Consider the following 17,952-nt stretch of genomic DNA (forward strand, 5'->3'; position numbering starts at 1 on the left):
TCGCGCGCCCGCCGCGCGCTCGGCGATCAGCCGGGGCCGGTGCGAGCATCACCGGCGTGCGAGGCGAAACGATGCGCGGCGGCCCACGGGCCACCCTGATGTTGCTGATGGCCCTGGTCGGCGTGCTGCTCAGCGGATGCCTGCACGCCGACGCGTCGATGACGCTCGCCGACGACGACACGGCGTCCGGCGAGCTGCTGCTGACCACCGATACCCCGGACGGCCAGGTGCCGTTCCGCCTGCGCCCGCCGGACGACCTCGCCGACCGGGTGCAGGTCGCGCCGTACTCCGAACAAGGCCGGGTCGGGTCGCGGCTGTCGTTCCGCCAACTGGACTTCGAGGAGCTGGAACGGCTCAGCAACGCGCTCAGCCCGTCCGATTCCCGGTACAACGTGCACCTGGAGCGGCAGGGCTCGCTGGTGGAGTTCACCACGATGCTGGATCTGACCCCGCTGGCCGACACCGACTCGTCCGTCCAGATCGAGCTGACCGCACCGGGCGAAGTGACCACCACCAACGGCAAGGAGAGCTCCGGCGTGGTCACGTGGGCGCCGGAACCGGGCGAGGTCAGCGAGCTGACCGCCACGTTCCAGTACTCCGGCTCCGGGATGGGCGTCGGCTTCGTGTGGACGATGCTGCTGGCCGGGCTGACGTTGTGCGTCGTGGTCGCCGTCGCCTTCCTCGCGCAGCGCTCGCACGAGCGGGAACGCGCCGAACCCGACGAGCGCGTGCTCTGATCGGATCCGGCTGATCGCAACGGCCGCCCGGCCCCGTTCACGGCCGGGCGGGACGCGTCCCGCAGGATGGAGCCGTGCCCATCAAGGAATCCGCACCGCAGCTGAACCGCCCCGAGGATCCGGCCCGCACCGGCGGAGCGCGGAACGAGGACACCACCATCGAGGACCCCGTGGAATCCGACCTTCCCGGTCAGGTGCAGCGCACCCTCACCGAACACCTGGAATCCCGGCTGGCCGAGTGCGCCGAACTCGACGGCGGGTTCGCCGCGGCGGTGCGCGAGCTGAGCAGGTTCGTGCTCGGCGGGGGCAAGCGCATCCGGCCCACGTTCGCGTGGTGGGGGTGGCGCGCGGCGGGCGGCGACGCGACGGGCCTCGCCGCCGAGGCGATGCTGCGGGCCGCGAGCTCGCTGGAGCTCATCCAGGCCTGCGCGCTGGTGCACGACGACCTGATCGACGAATCCGACACCCGCCGCGGCCACCCGACGGTGCACCGCAAGTTCGCCCGGACGCACTACGAGGAGCGCTGGGCCGGAGGTGCCGCGCAGTTCGGCATGAGCGCGGCGGTGCTGCTCGGCGACCTGGCCCTGGCCTGGGCTGACGACATGCTGCACACCTCCGGGCTCGAACCGGCCGCGCTGACCCGCGGGCTGCGGCCGTGGCGGGCGATGCGCACCGAGATGCTCGCCGGGCAGTACCTCGACGTGTTCAGCCAGGTCCGCGGGGACGAGACGCCGGAGGCCGCGCTGCGGGTCGCGGAGCTCAAATCCGCCTCCTACACGATCGCTCGACCGCTGCAGCTCGGCGCGGAGATCGCGGGCGCCGATCAGCCGACGCTGGCCGCGCTGGAGAGCTTCGGCCACGACCTCGGAGTGGCGTTCCAATTGCGCGACGACCTGCTGGGCGTGTTCGGCGACCCGGAGGTCACCGGCAAGCCCGCCGGGGACGACCTGCGGGAGGGCAAGCGCACGCTGCTCATCGCGGAGGCGGTCCGGGCCGCCCGCGCGCAGGGCGACGACCACGCCGTGGCGGAGCTGCGAGCGGTGCTCGGCGACCCGGACGTCTCCGCCGACCGGATCGAATCGGCCCGTGCGCAGCTGGTGCGGCTCGGCGCGCAGCACGCCGTGGAGCAGCGCATCGCCGAGCTCACCCGCGGCGCGCACCGGACGCTGGAAGCGGCCGGCTTCGCCGAACCGGCGGCGACCAGGCTCGGAGAGCTCGCGGTGGCCGTCACCGACCGGACCCACTGATGCGCCGGGTTCCGGGTCGCACCGGGCACGTCGTGGTGGTCGGCGCAGGCCTGGCCGGCCTCTCGTGCGCGCTGCACCTGGCCGGCGCCGGGCGCGAGGTCACCGTCGTCGAACGCGAGGCGCTGCCGGGCGGGCGGGCCGGGCTGCTGGAACTCGACGGCTACCGCGTGGACACCGGACCGACCGTGCTGACCATGCCCGCACTGGTCGACGAGGCGCTGTCCGCGGTCGGCGACTCGCTCGCCGACCGGCTCGACCTGATCCCGCTGCACCCGGCCTACCGGGCGCGCTTCGCCGACGGCTCGGCGCTGGACGTGCACACCGACGCCGACGCGATGGAGCAGGAGGTCCGCCGGTTCGCCGGCGCCGAGGAGGCCGCCGGGTACCGGCGGCTGCGGCGCTGGCTCACCGAGGTGCACCGGGCCGAGATGGGCCGGTTCATCGACGCCAACTTCGACTCGCCGCTGAACCTGGTCACGCCCGAGCTGGGCAGGCTGGCCGCGCTGGGCGGCTTCGGGCGGCTCGGCCCCGCGATCGGGCGGTTCCTGCGGGATGAGCGGCTGCGCCGGGTGTTCTCCTTCCAGGCCCTCTACGCGGGGCTGGATCCGCGGCGGGCGCTGGCGCTGTACGCGGTGATCTCGTACATGGACACCGTCGGCGGCGTGTGGTTCCCGCGCGGGGGCATGCACGCGCTGCCCACCGCGATGGCCGACGCCGCGGCAAGCGCCGGGGTGCGGTTCCGCTACGGCGCCGAGGTCGGCGGGCTGGAGCAGCGCGGCGGGCGGGTCGTGGCCGTGCGCGCGGGCGGCGATCGGATCGAGGCGGACGCGGTGGTGCTCACGCCGGACCTGCCGGTGGTGCACCGGCTGCTCGGCGGCCGGGCGCGCCGGTTGCGCTGGTCGCCGTCGGCGGTCGTGGTGCACGCGGGCACCACCCGCAGCTGGCCGGGCACCGCGCACCACACGATCTCGTTCGGCGCGGCCTGGGAGGGCACCTTCACCGAGATCATCCGGCGCGGCCGGTTGATGAGCGACCCGTCGCTGCTGGTCACCCGCCCGACGGCGAGCGATCCGGCGCTGGCGCCGGACGGCAGGGAGCTGCACTACGTGCTGGCCCCGTGCCCGAACCTGCGCACCGCGGACTTCGACTGGGAGCGGATCGGCCCGGCCTACCGGGACGAGCTGTTCGCGACGCTGGAGGCCCGCGGCTTCGACGGGTTCGCCGCATCGGTGGACGTGCAGCGCACGGTCACGCCCGTCGAGTGGGCCGCGCAGGGGCACGCCGCGGGCACGCCGTTCTCCGCCGCGCACACCTTCGCCCAAACCGGCCCGTTCCGGCCGCGCAACCTGCTGCGCAGCCCGGAGAACGTGGTGCTGGCGGGTTCCGGCACCACTCCGGGAGTGGGAGTTCCACCAGTGCTGATCTCCGGGAAGCTCGCGGCCCGGCGCATCACCGGATGATTCTTCCGCGCGAATAACACATCTGGAACATGGAATTCCCCGGAATCGACCTGGCTTGTTCCTCGTTCCGCCGCGACGCCGATTCGAATGAACCGCCCGCGATCGCGCGATCACGAGAGGTGCGCCATCGGGAACATTCGGGAAGTCCGGCGAGGAAAGCGGCGCGCTCGACGTTCAAGGCGAGGACCGTCCGGTCCTCGCCTTGACTTCGCGCGCAACGGCCGCCGCCGACCGGTCAGATCCCCGAGCGGGCGTACTGCGGACGCAGCGCGTGCCGCGGCCGAGCGCTCGGCCGGGCCGCGGTGAGCGCCTGCGGCAACCGGCCCCACCACGGCCTGGTCACCAACGCGCCGAGCACCGCACCGGTGGCGTTGAGCAGCACGTCGTCGGCCGAGACCACCCGGCCGGTGAGCACGGTGTGCTGCAAGAACTCGATACCGCAGGTCACCGCCAGCGCACCCAGCGAAATCCGGGTCCAGCTGCCGAACCAGGACGCCCGCACCGGCACCAAGGCCCCGAACGGCGCCAGCAGCAGCAGGTTGCCGACCAGCTGCAACCACGGCAGCAGATCACCGGGCGCCGCCTGCAACGCCACGCCGAGGTCGGCGCCGGGCATCAGGCGCACCGCGCCACCGGACATCGCCGGCTGCGGCGCGGCGACCAGATATCCCACCAGGAACAACGAATAGAGCAGAACGGCATCGACTACGGACACGAACAACGCGGGAACAACGGTGAACCTGCGACTGCGCACTATCACGGCGAACACTGCGGCGGCAACCGTCAACAGCAGGTACGAGGTCGCCGCCGGGACCAAGGCACTCCAGACCGTGGCGAATGGGCGCACCGATTCACAGTCCTTCCTTTTCCGGCCGCGCCCCATCGCCACGCGTAACGCAGGAGCGGGCGCGACGATGCGGATCCGAGTTCGCCCACCATGAGAACATCTGAACGTGTCATCACGTTTCAATCACGGGGCCCATTCGGTGAACGAACACCCGCATCGCCGGATGGCGCGCCGCGATCCCGTTCCGGCCCTCGGCCCGCCGTTCGCGCGCTGCCCTGGGAGAACAACGGTGCCGGGTCGCTTCGAAGCGACCCGGCACCGGGGTGGAACGGATGTCGGCTGTTATTCATCTCTCCGGGTCAGCCGAAGCCCGGACGCGGTGTGCGGAAGCGGCCTCCGCGCGACCGCGGTCTAGAAGCCCATTGCCTGCGCCCTCCGCTTCACCTCACGTCCGCGGTCTCCGCGCAGCGCGTCGATCGGCGTGCCCGGCAGCGTGTCGTCGGCGGTGAACAACCAGGTCAGGATCTCGTCCTCGTTGTAGCCGTTGTCCCGGAGCAGGGTGATCGTGCCACCCAGCCCCTTCACGACCGCGGTCTCGCCGAGGAACGCGGCGGGCACGACGAGGATGCCGTCCCGGCGCATGGCGAGCAGGTGTCCGTCACGGATCATTTGGTGCACCCGGGTGACCACCAGTCCCAGACGTTCGGCGACGTCGGGCAGTGGTGTCATCTCCACATCAGGAGCAAGCACATCCGGGGCAGCGGGGATAGCACTCACCCGGGACACGATGCCATAACCCCGCGGCGGGAGCGTGCCCCGGAAGGGTCATCATCGGCACCGCCCGGCACCCGCCGAACGCGCTCCGCCACCGAACGACGCCCCGGTGCGCACCGGGCGGAGGTACGGTCGGTGACTCCTGGAACAATCGTCGCAGGCAAGCGGACATCCCTGCGGTTGGCGGACACACACCATGACCCCTGAAACACGACCCGGACGCGGTACGGAGCTCGTCGGGGCCATGCTGGAGCGCCGCTACCGGGTGGATTCGGTGATCGCGCGCGGCGGGATGTCCGTCGTCTACCGCGGACTGGACACCCGGCTGGACCGGCCGGTCGCGCTGAAGGTGATGGATTCGCACTACTCGGCGAACCCGTCGTTCGTGGAGCGCTTCGAGCTGGAGGCCCGCTCCGCCGCCCGGCTGCACCACCCCGCGGTGGTCGCCGTGTACGACCAGGGCGTGGACCGGGAGATCGACGGGGACCACGTGTACCTGGTGATGCAGCTCGTGGAGGGCTGCACGCTGCGGGAAGTGCTGCTGGACCAGGGCGTGCTGTCGCTGCCGATGGCGGTGAGCGTGCTGCGCCCGATGCTGTCCGCGCTGGCCGCCGCGCACCACGCGGGCATGGTGCACCGGGACATCAAACCGGAGAACGTGCTGGTGGGGCTGGACGGCTCGGTGCAGGTCGCCGACTTCGGACTGGTGCGCGCGACCGCGTCGGCGGGCAGCACCACCGGCAACGTCATCCTCGGCACCGTTGCCTACCTGTCCCCGGAGCAGGTGACCACCGGTGACGCCGACGCGCGCACCGACGTCTACTCCGCCGGGGTCGTGCTCTACGAGCTGCTGACGGGCCGCCCGCCGTTCGGCGGGGACACCGCGCTGTCGGTGGCCTACCAGCACGTGAACTCCGACATCCCGCCGCCGAGCGAGGTCACCCCGGAGCTGCCGCCCGCGATCGACGACCTGGTGCTGCGCGCGACGCGGCGCGACCCGGCGGGCCGCCCGGCCGACGCCGCGGCCTTCCTGCACGAGCTGGAGCGCATCAGCAGCGAGCTGGGCTTGCGCCCGGTGCCGGTGCCGGTGCCCGTCTCGGAGCAGCGCACGGAGATGGTCTCCACGGACGCGGGCGGGCCGCCGACCGAGCGGATCGCTCCCATCACCGAGGCCTCCGTGCCGGAAGCGACCGCCCCCTACGACCACGGCGGCCCGCAGGGCACCCGCGCGATGCCGCGCCCGGTGGCCGACGAGGAGACCACGCACGAGATCGCGGCGGTCCGCCCATCGCCCGCCGAACTGCACGAGCAGGAACGCAGGCGCGGTGGCCGCCGGTTCGCGCTGTGGACGCTGGCGATCCTGGTGATCGCGGGTCTGCTCGGCGGGACCGCGTGGTGGATGGGCAGCGGTCGCTACATCCAGGTGCCGCGAGTGGCCGGGGAGACCGAGGAAGTGGCGTCGCAGGTGCTGCGCGGCGCCGACCTCACCCCGGAGATCACCCGGCAGCTCGACGACGACGTGCCCGCGGGCACCGTCATCAGCTCCTCGCCGAAGCAGGGCTCGCGGATCCTCAGCGGGCAGTCGGTGGAGCTCGTGGTGTCCTCGGGCAGGCCGAAGGTCCCCGACATCGCGGCGGGTACCAGCGTCGACGAGGCGCAGCAGGCGTTGCGCGCCGCGTCGCTGCAACCCGAGCGCGACACCTCCGCCGACCAGTACGACTCCTCCATCCCCGAGGGCGCGGTGATCAGCGTCGATCCGGGGCCGGGCACCGAGCTGGCGATCAGCTCGCCGGTGCGGCTGATCGTGAGCAAGGGGCCGCCGCCGGTGCCGGTGCCGGACGTGACGGGGGCGAGCAAGGACGAGGCGTTCGCCGCGCTCAGCGCGGCCGGGTTCGAGCCGTACGAGTCGGGGCGGCAGTTCGACTCGAACGTCGAGGCCGATCACGTGATCACCACCGATCCGGCGGCGAACACGGTGGTGAAGTTGTCCGGGAAGCCCCGGGTGGGCGTGGTGCTGTCGAACGCCGTCACGGTGCCGGACCTCAACGGCAAGGGCACGCAGGAGGCCCAGCAGGAGCTCGCGGCGCTGGGCTTGGGGCTCGAGGTGCACTCGTTCTTCCAGCGGCCGGACGCCTTGATCATCGGTCAGCTGCCGCTGCCGGGCAGCAAGGTCGAACCGGGCTCGACGGTGGGCGTCACGGCACTGTGACCGAAAGTTGATCACACATTAACCGACACCCGGTTGATCACGAAGTGGTCAACCGGGTGTGGTCTCGACCGGTGGCTGATCGCCGTGTGGAAACATGGTGCGCACGATGCCCCCGAGTCCAGCCAGCCGACTGGGCGCCCCGGCCGAGGCCCACCGGGCCCGACGCGGTGCCGACGCAGCCACCCTGAAACCTGGTTCCCCAGGACGCGATCAGAGCACCCCGCGCAGCCGATTACCACTGCGGACCATCGCGCTGGGGACGATCGGTTCGCTACTGCTGCTGGCAGGCTCGTTCGGGGGCGCCGGAGTCCTGGTGCACGATCCGATCCTCGGGTCCGGTCCGCTGTCGGCGATGCGCTACGGCCACGGCCGGGACCTCGCGCTGGCCGTGCTCTACACCGGTTTCGGCGTGCTGGTGTGGGCGTGGGTGCGGCTGGGCCGCGGCGTGCTCGCGAAGCTCGTGGACGCGCGCGGAGTGCTCGCGGCCACCGCCGCGTGGATCCTGCCGATGCTGATCACTCCACCGCTGTTCACCAGGGACGTCTACAGCTACCTGGGCCAGGGACTGCTCGCGTTGCACGGGATCGATCCCTACTCGGTCGGTCCCTCGACGCTGACCGGCCCCATCCCGGACAACGTGCACCCGACGTGGCAGACCACTCCGGCGCCGTACGGCCCGTTGTTCATGGGCATCGCCAAGGGCGTCATCCTGATCGCCGGCGACGGCATGATCTCCAGTGTCATCGTGATGCGCCTGGTGCTGCTCTGCGGACTGGTCATGTTGATCTTCGCATTGCCCGGCCTGGTGCGGGAACTCGGGGGCCGGTTGCCGGTGGCGCTGTGGCTCGTCGCGGCCAGCCCCATGACGGTCGTGCACCTCGTCGGCGGGCCGCACAACGACATGCTCATGATCGGCCTGCTGGCGCTCGGCACCCTGCTGATGCTGCGCGGCAAGCACGCGGGCGGCATCGCGCTGGTGACGCTGGCGATGACCATCAAGGCGACCGCCGGAGTGGCGTTGCCGTTCCTGGTGTGGATCTGGGCGGCCCGGATGCCGGGTGGCCGCTGGGAACGCCTGCTGCGCGCGGGCGCCGCCTCGGTGGCGATCTTCGTCCCGGTGTTCGCCGCGACCATGGCGCTGGCCAAGGTCGGCTTCGGCTGGCTGCCCGCGCTGTCGGCGCCCGGCATGATCGTGAACTACCTGTCCGCCCCGACCGGCGTGGGCCAGGCCGTGCACAGCCTGGTGTCGCTGTTCGTCGAGGTGGATCGCGGGCCGTTCGTCGACGTGGGCCGCACGTTCGGTTCGCTGGCCTTGGCCGGGGTGCTGATCTGGCAGTGGTGGCGGGCCCAGGAGGGCGGGACGACCGCCGTGCGCCGCGCCGCCATCGCCCTGCTGGCCGCGGCGCTGCTCTCCCCCGTGGTGCTGCCCTGGTACCTGACGTGGGGCTTGGCGCTGGGCTGCGCGCTGCGGTGGACACCGCGGGCGCTGTCCTACGTGGTGGGGTCCTCGGTGGCGCTGGTGCTCGCCTACTACCCGGACGGGGAGCAGGCGATGTACAACTGGCCGTTCGTGGCCGTAGGCATCGGCGCCGCGGTGCTCGCCGGGTTGTCGCTGGTGCGGTTCGACCCGCTGGGCCTGAACCGCCTCCGCCGCGGCGCGGACGGCCCCGCCGAGTTCGACGGGATCGGCCCGGTGGCCCAGGACTCGGCCAGGGGCTGACCCCGCGAACTCACCTGCGGCGGAGGGTCCGCCGCCGCCCGGCCGGACGGGGGTGGGCCGGGCGGTGGCGGAAGGTCATGCCGAGGGCAGGACCTGGGTCTTGAGGCCCGCGCCGGTGCGGAACTCCTCCAACGCGGACGCGTAGTCGTTCAGGCCCGCCGTGTTGGTGATCAGCGCGTCCGAGTCGACGGCACCGGAGACCAGCAGGTCCCGCGCCCGGTCGAAGCTGTTGTGCACCGCCATCGAGCCGACGATGGTGATCTCCTCGTTGTAGACCTTGAACGGGGAGAAGTTCGCGCTCGCCTTCGCGTCCGCGACGCCGAACTGCAGGAACGTGCCCGCCTTGCGGACCCGTCCCAGGCCGTCCTCGATGGCGGCGACCACTCCGGTCGCGTCCACGACGAGGTCCCAGCCGTCGCTGTCCAGCGCCGCAGCGTCGGTGGCCACCGCGCTCACGCCCATCGAGCCGGCCACGTCGAGCCGGTCCTGCCTGCGGTCCACCACCGACAGCGTGTTGACCCCGGCCCGCTTGAGCAGCTGGGCCAGCAGCAGCCCCATCGTGCCCGCGCCGTAGATCAGCACGTCATCGGTGAGGTCGTGCGGCACCTTGTCCAGCCCGTGCACCGCGCAGGACAGCGGCTCGATCAGCGCCGCCGCGGTCGCCGGCGTACCGGCGGGCAGCGGGTAGCACTTCTTGGCCTGCACCTGCACGTACTCGGCCGCACCACCGGGCGAGCTGATGCCGATCGCCTGCCACGGCTCGCACAGGTTGCCCTTGCCCTTGCGGCAGTACCGGCACTCACCGCAGGGCAGCGACGGGTCGACCGCCACGAGATCGCCCTCGGCGAGGCGGGTGACCTCGCCGCCCACCGCGACCACTCGCCCGGCGAGCTCGTGGCCCGGGGTGATCGGGTAGTTCACCACCGGGATCTCCCCGTCCACCAGGTGGAGGTCGGTGCCGCAGAGCCCGCAGGCGTCCACCGCAACCACAACATCGTTGGGCCCCGGAGTCGGGTCGGGCACCGTGGTGACCGTGATCTGACCGGGACCTTCGACGACGACCGCACGCATGCCGGCCATCCTTTCCTCTCGCCTCTCCCCAAGCGGACGCGTCGCGCCACCCGCTCATTGCAAGCCGCCACCGGGGCCCGGTGGGTGTTCCACCGCGGCCTCGCCTACCGGCGTAGTGAGGTGAACGGCTTCGCCGCCTTCTCGACGGCCAAGCCGGTCACCTCGACCGGATCGCCCGGAACGCCCCGGGGAACCGGTGGTCGTGGCGGGCCGGTGGCACTGCGTCCAACCAGCCCGCCACGGTCGCGACCACCGGCGGCGACACCGCCACGTCGATCGGTGTCGCCGGAACCGGCGGTCGCGTCGTTCAGCTCGGGTCCGGTCGAACCGGACCCGGGCCGATCACTTCAGGGCGCCCATGGACAGGCCGCGCACCAGCTGGCGCTGCGCGATCCAGCCGACGATGACCACCGGCAGCACCGCCAGCGTCGCCGCCGCCGACAACCGGGCCCAGTACAAGCCCTCGCTGGTGATGAACCCGACCAGGAACACCGGCACCGTCGGCCCGTTGATCGCCGTCAGGTTCACCGCGAAGAAGAACTCGTTCCAGGCGAAGATCGCGCAGATCAGCGCGGTCGCGGCGATGCCGGGAGCCACCATCGGCAGCAGCACCTTGGTGAGCTCCGTGCGCAGCCCGGCACCGTCGATCTTCGCCGCTTCCAGCACCTCCGCGGGTACTTCCTGGAAGAACGAGCGCATCATCCACACGGCGATGGGCAGGTTCATGCCGGTGTAGAGCAGCACCAGCGCCCACACGTTGTCCAGCAGGTTGATCTGCTGGGCCGCCACGAAGATCGGCACGATCGCCGCGACGACCGGCAGCATCTTCGTGGAGATGAAGAAGAACAACGCGTCCTTGGTGCCCTTGACCGGCCGGATCGACAGCGCGTAGGCCGCCGGAACGGCCAGCGCCACCACCAGCAGGCAGGACACCACGGTGGCGATCAGCGAGTTGGCCAGGTACGGCCCGAGCCCGCTGCCGAAGACCAGCTTGTACTGGTCCAGGGTCGGCGCGAACACGAACGTGGGTGTGTCGGTGTAGGCGTCGGCTTCCTGCTTGAACGAGGTGAGCACCATCCAGAACACCGGGAACACGAACATGATCCCGAGCGCCCAGGCGATGATCGTCAGTGCGGTCCCTCCCGCGCGGCGCTTCATTCCGAAACCTCCTTGCCGGAAATGGCGGTGAAGATCGCGCGCAACGCGAAGGTGGCCACGATGATGGTCAGGATCACGACCACGACGCCGAGCGCAGCCGCCTGGCCGACGTCGAAGCCCTGGAAGACCCGCTGGTACAGGTAGAACGGCAGGTTCGTGGTGGCGATCCCCGGACCGCCCTGGGTCATCATGAAGATCTCGTCGAACGTGTTCACGACGTAGATCGAGCCCAGCAGCCCCGCGAGCTGGATGTAGCGGCGCAGGAACGGCAGCGTCATGAAGCGGAACGTCTGCCAGTTGCTCGCGCCGTCCATCTTGGCGGCTTCCAGGATGTCCCGCGGCTGGCTCTGCAACCCGGCCAGGATGATCAGCATCATGAACGGCGTCCAGCGCCAGACCAGCGCGGCCAGCACCGAGGCCATCGGGTACTCGCCGACCCAGTCGATTCCGCCGAGCCCGATCGGGCCGAGCACGGCGTCCACCAAGCCGTAGGTCGGGTCGAGCATGCTGGTCTTCCACAGCAGCGCGGAAGCGACCGGCATGATCAGGAACGGGGTGATGAGCATGGTGCGCACCACGCCGCGCCCGAAGAACGGCCGGTCCAGCAGCAGTGCCAGCCCGAGGCCGAACACCAGCGCCACCAGCACGCAGCCGACGGTGACGATCACCGTGTTCAGGGCAGCGGTGTAGAACTCGCTGTCGGTGAACACGTCGGCGTAGTTGGACAGCCCGGTGAAGCCCCACGAACCGGGGTTGAGCAGGTTCCACGAGTGCAACGAGTAGAAGATCGTCGCGAGGAACGGAGCCTGCGTGATGATGATCGTGAAGATCAACGCGGGCAGCAACGGCCCCCGGCGGGACCACTTCTCCTTGCGGCTGAGGGTGGCGCCCTTCGCCGCGGTCATCTCAGCAGTGGTCATGGCCGGTAGTTCTCCCCCACTGTCTCGGCGTACTGCTGCGCCTGCTCCAACGCTTCGTCCACGGTCTTGGCCCCGGAGATGGCAGCGGACATCTGCTGGCTCACCCGGGTGCCGAGGTCGACGAACTCGGGGATGCGCACGAACTGCAACCCCTCGTAGGGCGTGGGCTGGGAACTCGGCTCGGTCTGGTCCACACGGCTGATGCCGTGCAGGGTCTGCTGGCCGAAGGCCGCGGCGGCCTTCTTGTACTCCGGCATCTCGTAGGTGGACTGGCGGCTGCCGGGCGGCAGGTTCTGCCAGCCGAGGCGTTCACCGACGGTCCGCAGGTAGTTCTTCGACGTGGACCAGGCGATGAAGTCCCAAGCCTCGTCGGGCATCTCGGTGGTCTTCGGGACCGCGAGCGCCCAGGTGTAGAGCCAGCTCGCCGGCTTGCCACCGGGGCCGGTCGGCGCGTTCGCGTAGCCGACCTTGCCGGAGACGTTGCTCTCCTTCGGGTCCTCCAAGGTGCCCGCCGACGACGTCGAATCGAACATCATCGCCGCGTTGCCCTGGCCGAACTCGGTGAGGCATTCGCTGAAGCCGCTGCTGGACGCGCCCGGCTCACCGTGATCGCGCACCAGGTCGACGTAGAAGTTCGCCGCCTCGCGCACCTCCGGCGAGTTCAGCTGCGCGTTCCACTGCGGGTCGAACCAACGGCCACCGAAAGAGTTGATCATGGTGTTGAGCGGGGCCATCACCTCGCCCCAACCCGGGAGCCCGCGCAGGCAGATGCCCGCCCGGCCGCTGGCGTCGTCGTCGAGCTTCGCCGCCAGGTCGGCGACCTGCTGCCAGGTGGGGTTCTCCGGCATGGTCAACCCGGCCTGCTGGAACAGGTCCTTGCGGTAGTTCAACAGCGCCGTCTCGCCGTAGAACGGGGCGGCGTGCATGCGTCCCTGGTAGGACAGCGACTCCCGGATGGACGGGATGAAGTCGTCCTTGTCGTAACCCGGAGTCGCGGTCATCCGCGGGTCCAGGTCGTGCAGCCACCCGTTGGCCGCCCATATCGGGGTCTCGTAGTTGCTGACCATCACCACGTCGAACTGGCCGCTACCCGTGGCCACCGACTGGGTGATCTTGTCCCGCGCCTGGTTCTCCGGCAGCGAGATGAACCGCACCCGCACGTCCGGATGTTGCTCCTCGAACTCCCCTACGAGTTCCTGCATGTCCTCCATCTGCGGGTTGGACACCACCGCCACCCGCAGCACCCGGCGCCCATCGCCGGAGCCGATCGCCCCCGCTCCCGCGCAACTCGCGGTGAGCAGCACTGCCGCCATCATGGCGACCAGCGACCACCATTTCCTGCCGAAATTCATCGGCATCCCTTTCTGCCGTTGCTCACGCTCGCACCACCTGCGGGCCGATCGCCTCGATGTCCTCGGCGATGCCCTGGTCCAGCCCGGTGTCGGTGACCAGCACGTCGATCTCGGAGAGTTCGCCGTACCGGTGCAGCGACACCGGGCCGATCTTGCTGTGGTCCGCGAGCAGGACCCGTCGTCGCGCCCCGCGCAACATCAGTGTTTTGATCTCCGCTGAGTTCTGATCCGGAGTGGTCAGGCCCCGATGCAGGGAAATCCCATCGGTGCCCAGAAATGCGACATCGGCGAAGACCTCGCGCCATCGCTGCGCGGCCCAGGATCCGACACCGCCGTTGGTGGTCACGCGCACCCGTCCACCGGGGGTGAGCACGGACAGGTTGGGTCTGGCCGCCAACGAGACGGCGATGCTCAAGCTGTCGGTGATCACGGTCAGCGGACGGTCGGCAGGCAGCAGTTCGGCGAACCGGGCACACGTGGTGCCGGACTCGATGAGGACGGCTCCCTCGGCGGGCAGTTCACCGAGAGCGGCCCGCGCGATGCGGGTCTTCTCGGCGACCATCACGTTCTCCCGGGCGGAGAGCTGCGGATCGAAGCTCCACCGCTCCACCGGAATCGCACCCCCGTGCACGCGGTGCAGGAGTCCGTGCTCCTCGAGCACGGTCAGGTCCCGTCTGATCGTCTCCGGGGTCACCTGGAGTTCCCCCGCGAGCCCGGTCACGTCGACGCGGCCCTCCTGCCTCGCACGCTCGACGATGAGCTGCTGGCGTTCACGCGCGTACACCCAGGCGGCCTCCGGTCTCGACCCCGATTCCGATGCCCGAATCGGTCTGCTTTCATCTGACCGCGTTTGTTTATCTTGTGGTTGCAGTCACCGTCAAGGGTGCGCGACTAGCAATATGGCCAGGTTCAGCGCCGACAGCCCAGGTCCGCATTCGGAGGGTGACCACAGAAACACACACGGAAACAAACCGACTCGGAAACGATCGACGCGTACCGATGGGTACGCCCATCCGGCGCAGGCGGCTCGGCAACGGGCACCACGCTCCCTCGCCCCGGCCGTCGCGCCCGCCCCGAGCCGGACGAACATCCCATTCGCGCAACGATGCGCCCCGCGCACGCCGACGGGCCGGGGTGCAGTCACCCCGGCCCGTCGAGTTCGGTGCGGCCTCAGCGCCGCGCGATCCGCATCAGGTGCGCAGCATCTCCGCGACGAGGAAGGCGAGCTCCAGCGACTGCTGCGTGTTCAGCCGCGGGTCGCAGGCCGTCTCGTAGCGGCCCGCCAGGTCGGTGTCGGAGATGTCCTGAGCGCCACCGAGGCACTCCGTGACGTCCTCACCGGTCAGCTCGATGTGGATGCCACCGGGGTGGGTCCCGAGCCGGTGGTGCACCTCGAAGAAGCCCTGCACCTCGTCTACGACGCGGTCGAAGTGCCGGGTCTTGTAGCCGGTGCTGGCCTCGTGGGTGTTGCCGTGCATCGGGTCGCACTGCCACACCACCTGGTGCCCGGCGGCGGTGACCTTCTCCACGATGGGCGGCAGCAGGTCGCGCACCTTGCCGTTGCCCATCCGGCTGATCAGCGTGAGCCTGCCGGGTTCGCGGTTCGGGTCGAGCCGCTCCACGTACTCCACGGCCATCTCCGGCGTGGTCGTCGGCCCGATCTTCAGGCCGATCGGGTTCGCGATCTGCTCGGCGAACGCGACGTGCGCGTGGTCGAGCTGGCGGGTGCGGTCCCCGATCCACAGGAAGTGCCCGGACAGGTCGAACAGCCGCGGCGTGCCCTGCGAGTTGTCCAGCCGCAGCATGGCCCGCTCGTAGTCCAGGACCAGGGCCTCGTGGCTCGCGTACAGGTCGACCGCGTGCAGGCTGGAGTCGTCCACTCCGCAGGCCGCCATGAACCGCAGGCCCCGGTCGATCTCCGCGGCCACCGACTCGTAGCGCTCCCCGGCGGGCGAGTTGAGCACGAAGTCCTTGTTCCAGTCGTGCACCTTCGTCAGCGCCGCCATGCCACCGCTGGTCATCGCGCGGGACAGGTTCATCGCGGCGCTCGCGTTGGCGTAGGCCCGGATCAGCCGCGACGGGTCGTGCTTGCGGGCCTCCTCGGTGGCGATCAGCGAGTTGACCATGTCGCCGCGGTAGCTGGGCAGGCCGAGCGCGTCGGTCGAGCTGGAACGCGGTTTGGCGTACTGCCCGGCGAGCCTGCCGAGCTTCACCACGGGCATGCTCGCGCCGTAGGTGAGCACGACCGCCATCTGCAGCAGGGTGCGGATGTTGCCGCGGATGTGCGGCTCGGTGTTGTCCGCGAAGGTCTCCGCGCAGTCTCCGCCTTGCAGCAGAAACGCCTCACCGCGAGCGACGGCGGCGAGCTGGCCGCGCAGCCGGTCGACCTCGGAGGGGACGGTCACCGGCGGCACGCTCTCCAGCACCTTGCGGACCTTGGAAACCTGTTCCTCGGGCCACTCGGGCTGCTGTGCGGCGGGCAGCGTCAGCGCCTCGTCCAGGCGGGCGCGCATCTCAGGGGGCAGCGGAGGAAGTTCCGGCAGCTCATCAACCGGAACATCGACGGTCCAATTCACATTTGCCAGGATAGGCCGTGTTGGCCAGTGATTTTCACGCGGGAGAGACGGAACGCACGTCGATCACCCGCAGGACGAATCGATTCACCTGTTCAACCGCCCCCGGCGGCTCGCCCGGATCGCGCGGTCGCACCTGAACGCGAACGCCGCCCCTCCGGCGAGTTCCCGGCGGGGCGGCGTCATCGGCCCTGGTCCGGCCGTCAGCCGAACAGGACTTCGGCTTCCGCGTAGCGGGACAGCGGGACGGTCTTGAGCTTCGCCGTCGCCTCGGCCAGCGGGACCCGCACGATGTCGGTGCCGCGCAGCGCGACCATCTTGCCGAACGCGCCTTCGCTCACCGCGTCCACGGCGTGCAGCCCGAACCGGGTGGCGAGCACCCGGTCGTAGGCGGTGGGCGTGCCGCCGCGCTGGGTGTGGCCCAGGACCACGGCGCGGGATTCCTTGCCGGTGCGCCGGGACAGCTCGTCGGCCAGCCAGGTTCCGACGCCGCCGAGCCGGACGTGGCCGAACGCGTCGGTCTCCCCGGTCTGCAGGACCTCCTCGCCGTCCTGCGGGATGGCTCCCTCGGCGACGACGATGATCGGCGCGTACTGCCGCTCGAAGCGCTGCTGCACCCATTCGCAGACCTGGTCGACGCTGAACCGCTTCTCCGGCCCGAGGATCACGTTCGCTCCCCCGGCCAGCCCGGCGTGCAGCGCGATCCACCCGGCGTGGCGGCCCATCACCTCCACGACCAGCGCGCGGTGGTGCGACTCGGCGGTGGTGCGCAGCCGGTCGATGGCCTCGGTGGCGATGTGCACCGCGGTGTCGAAGCCGAAGGTGTAGTCGGTGGCGTCGAGGTCGTTGTCGATCGTCTTCGGCACGCCCACCACCGGAACGCCGTCCTGGGTGAGCCGCTCGGCGACGCCGAGGGTGTCCTCGCCGCCGATCGCGATCAGCGCGTCCACCTCGTGCTCGGCGAGGGTCCGCTTGATCCGCTCGACCCCGTCGGTCTCCTTGTACGGGTTGGTGCGCGACGAGCCGAGGATCGTGCCGCCGCGGGCGAGGATGTCCTCCACCGCGTCCAGCCCGAGCGGCATGGTGCTGCCCTCCAGCGGCCCTTGCCAACCGCTGCGAAATCCCACGATCTCGTGCCCGTGCACCGCGATGCCCTTGCGCGTCACCGCGCGCAACACCGCGTTCAACCCGGGACAGTCGCCGCCACCGGTCAACACACCGATACGCGTTCCAGCCGGCATCGTCGCCGCCTCCCTTGATCCGCTCCACAGTGATCTGGATCTCGTGGCGAGCCTGTCACGGCCTGTATCGGTGCAGCAAGTACTCCGTCCGGGCGACAGACCGGGCACCGCACCCACTCGGGTGATCGAAACCCCTGGTCAGCGCGAGCTCATGCGACGCGGCCCGGCGGCCGGCGCAGGGTCACAGGGGGAAGCCGCGCTTGCGCTGCACCTCTTCGATGATCTTCCACCGGGTGAGGTTGTGGCGAGCGTCGGCGAGAGCGTCGTGGGCGTTGGCCGGCGCGGACGGCAGCCGCGGCTTGCCGACGTCCTCCCAGCGCTGCCGCAGGTCCCTGGTGAACTTCGGGATCCGCGGCGGCAGCGCGGGCATCGCGCCCCACAGCTGCGCCAGCGCCACGTGGTCGTAGGAAGCCAGCCAGGCCCACAGCTCGATGTCCTGATCGCGTGCGGTCAGGAACTCGTAGAGGTCGTCCCGGATCCGGCTGCGGGAACGCCAGGACCGGTCCGCGGGCGGCGGCAGCTGCGGCAGGACGTTCCTGCGCACCCACTGCCCGGCCCGGGACTCGTCGAACTCGGTGGACACGGCGTAGAACTCCCGCCCCGTCTCGTCCACCACCCCGATCGACACCAGGTCGATGGTCTGACCGTCCTCGATGAATTCACAGTCGTAGAAGAACCGCACGGTTCCAGCGTAAAGAGGCCG

The 17,952-nt window shown here is 70.6% G+C and carries 15 protein-coding genes; 5 read left to right on the forward strand and 10 right to left on the reverse strand.

Annotated features, from left to right (window positions below; genetic code table 11):
* Positions 1-56 precede the first annotated feature (56 nt).
* The 3 genes from OOZ19_RS12095 (at position 57) to crtI (ending at position 3,444) form a co-directional block, all read left to right on the forward strand.
* Positions 57-737, forward strand: coding sequence for a DUF3153 domain-containing protein (locus tag OOZ19_RS12095; RefSeq protein WP_266090168.1), 681 nt, complete (start codon positions 57-59; stop codon positions 735-737).
* Between the two features lie 170 nt (positions 738-907).
* Positions 908-1,984 carry a polyprenyl synthetase family protein gene (locus OOZ19_RS12100; protein WP_266090217.1) on the forward strand — a complete coding sequence of 359 codons (1,077 nt, stop codon included), beginning with the start codon at positions 908-910 and terminating at the stop codon, positions 1,982-1,984.
* Positions 1,984-3,444, forward strand: coding sequence for a phytoene desaturase family protein (crtI, locus tag OOZ19_RS12105; protein WP_266090169.1), 1,461 nt, complete (start codon positions 1,984-1,986; stop codon positions 3,442-3,444). The genes OOZ19_RS12100 and crtI overlap by 1 nt, the downstream gene beginning before the upstream one ends.
* Positions 3,445-3,679: 235 nt before the next feature.
* Here crtI and OOZ19_RS12110 read toward each other — a convergent pair whose 3' ends face one another.
* Positions 3,680-4,159 (reverse strand): VanZ family protein, encoded by a 480-nt coding sequence (locus OOZ19_RS12110; protein WP_266090170.1) that lies wholly within the window; start codon positions 4,157-4,159, stop codon positions 3,680-3,682.
* Positions 4,160-4,642: 483 nt separating this feature from the next.
* Complete coding sequence (locus OOZ19_RS12115; RefSeq protein WP_266090171.1) at positions 4,643-5,008, reverse strand: Rv2175c family DNA-binding protein; 366 nt, start codon at positions 5,006-5,008, stop codon at positions 4,643-4,645.
* 193 nt (positions 5,009-5,201) lie between these two features.
* On the opposite strand from OOZ19_RS12115, the gene pknB reads away from it, so the two are divergent.
* Positions 5,202-7,214, forward strand: coding sequence for a Stk1 family PASTA domain-containing Ser/Thr kinase (gene pknB, locus OOZ19_RS12120; RefSeq protein ID WP_266090172.1), 2,013 nt, complete (start codon positions 5,202-5,204; stop codon positions 7,212-7,214).
* Between the two features lie 106 nt (positions 7,215-7,320).
* Positions 7,321-8,934 carry a polyprenol phosphomannose-dependent alpha 1,6 mannosyltransferase MptB gene (gene mptB, locus OOZ19_RS12125; RefSeq protein ID WP_266090173.1) on the forward strand — a complete coding sequence of 538 codons (1,614 nt, stop codon included), beginning with the start codon at positions 7,321-7,323 and terminating at the stop codon, positions 8,932-8,934.
* A 75-nt stretch (positions 8,935-9,009) separates the two neighbouring features.
* Here mptB and OOZ19_RS12130 read toward each other — a convergent pair whose 3' ends face one another.
* From OOZ19_RS12130 to OOZ19_RS12165, 8 genes are all read right to left on the reverse strand, one after another.
* A complete protein-coding gene (locus tag OOZ19_RS12130; RefSeq protein ID WP_266090174.1) occupies positions 9,010-10,005 on the reverse strand; it encodes a zinc-dependent alcohol dehydrogenase family protein in 996 nt (331 codons plus the stop codon).
* 342 nt (positions 10,006-10,347) lie between these two features.
* Entirely contained in the window at positions 10,348-11,163 is an 816-nt protein-coding gene (locus OOZ19_RS12135) for a carbohydrate ABC transporter permease (protein ID WP_266090175.1), read from the reverse strand.
* Positions 11,160-12,083 (reverse strand): carbohydrate ABC transporter permease, encoded by a 924-nt coding sequence (locus OOZ19_RS12140; protein WP_416309423.1) that lies wholly within the window; start codon positions 12,081-12,083, stop codon positions 11,160-11,162. The genes OOZ19_RS12135 and OOZ19_RS12140 overlap by 4 nt, the downstream gene beginning before the upstream one ends.
* Positions 12,080-13,435, reverse strand: coding sequence for an ABC transporter substrate-binding protein (locus OOZ19_RS12145; protein WP_507028806.1), 1,356 nt, complete (start codon positions 13,433-13,435; stop codon positions 12,080-12,082). Before OOZ19_RS12145 ends, OOZ19_RS12140 begins: the two co-directional genes overlap by 4 nt.
* Positions 13,436-13,457: 22 nt before the next feature.
* Positions 13,458-14,219: a DeoR/GlpR family DNA-binding transcription regulator gene (locus OOZ19_RS12150; protein WP_266090177.1), complete on the reverse strand. Its 762-nt coding sequence runs from the start codon at positions 14,217-14,219 to the stop codon at positions 13,458-13,460.
* A gap of 406 nt (positions 14,220-14,625) precedes the next feature.
* Positions 14,626-16,011 (reverse strand): class II 3-deoxy-7-phosphoheptulonate synthase, encoded by a 1,386-nt coding sequence (locus OOZ19_RS12155; protein ID WP_266090178.1) that lies wholly within the window; start codon positions 16,009-16,011, stop codon positions 14,626-14,628.
* Positions 16,012-16,211: 200 nt separating this feature from the next.
* Complete coding sequence (locus OOZ19_RS12160; protein WP_266090179.1) at positions 16,212-17,249, reverse strand: 6-phosphofructokinase; 1,038 nt, start codon at positions 17,247-17,249, stop codon at positions 16,212-16,214.
* 181 nt (positions 17,250-17,430) lie between these two features.
* Positions 17,431-17,931 (reverse strand): polyadenylate-specific 3'-exoribonuclease AS, encoded by a 501-nt coding sequence (locus tag OOZ19_RS12165; protein ID WP_266090180.1) that lies wholly within the window; start codon positions 17,929-17,931, stop codon positions 17,431-17,433.
* Positions 17,932-17,952: the final 21 nt, after the last annotated feature.

Origin of the sequence: Saccharopolyspora sp. NFXS83 (genome assembly GCF_026241095.1) — a bacterium.
Taxonomy (GTDB): domain Bacteria; phylum Actinomycetota; class Actinomycetes; order Mycobacteriales; family Pseudonocardiaceae; genus Saccharopolyspora_C.

Excerpts from the sequence above, each read along its gene's own strand:
- OOZ19_RS12130 (WP_266090174.1), bottom strand. The coding sequence starts at position 10,005 with ATGCGTGCGGTCGTCGTCGAAGGTCCCGGTCAGATCACGGTCACCACG.
- mptB (WP_266090173.1), top strand. The coding sequence starts at position 7,321 with ATGCCCCCGAGTCCAGCCAGCCGACTGGGCGCCCCGGCCGAGGCCCAC.
- OOZ19_RS12160 (WP_266090179.1), bottom strand. The coding sequence starts at position 17,249 with ATGCCGGCTGGAACGCGTATCGGTGTGTTGACCGGTGGCGGCGACTGT.
- OOZ19_RS12145 (WP_507028806.1), bottom strand. The coding sequence starts at position 13,435 with ATGAATTTCGGCAGGAAATGGTGGTCGCTGGTCGCCATGATGGCGGCA.
- OOZ19_RS12135 (WP_266090175.1), bottom strand. The coding sequence starts at position 11,163 with ATGAAGCGCCGCGCGGGAGGGACCGCACTGACGATCATCGCCTGGGCG.
- OOZ19_RS12140 (WP_416309423.1), bottom strand. The coding sequence starts at position 12,083 with ATGACCACTGCTGAGATGACCGCGGCGAAGGGCGCCACCCTCAGCCGC.
- crtI (WP_266090169.1), top strand. The coding sequence starts at position 1,984 with ATGCGCCGGGTTCCGGGTCGCACCGGGCACGTCGTGGTGGTCGGCGCA.
- pknB (WP_266090172.1), top strand. The coding sequence starts at position 5,202 with ATGACCCCTGAAACACGACCCGGACGCGGTACGGAGCTCGTCGGGGCC.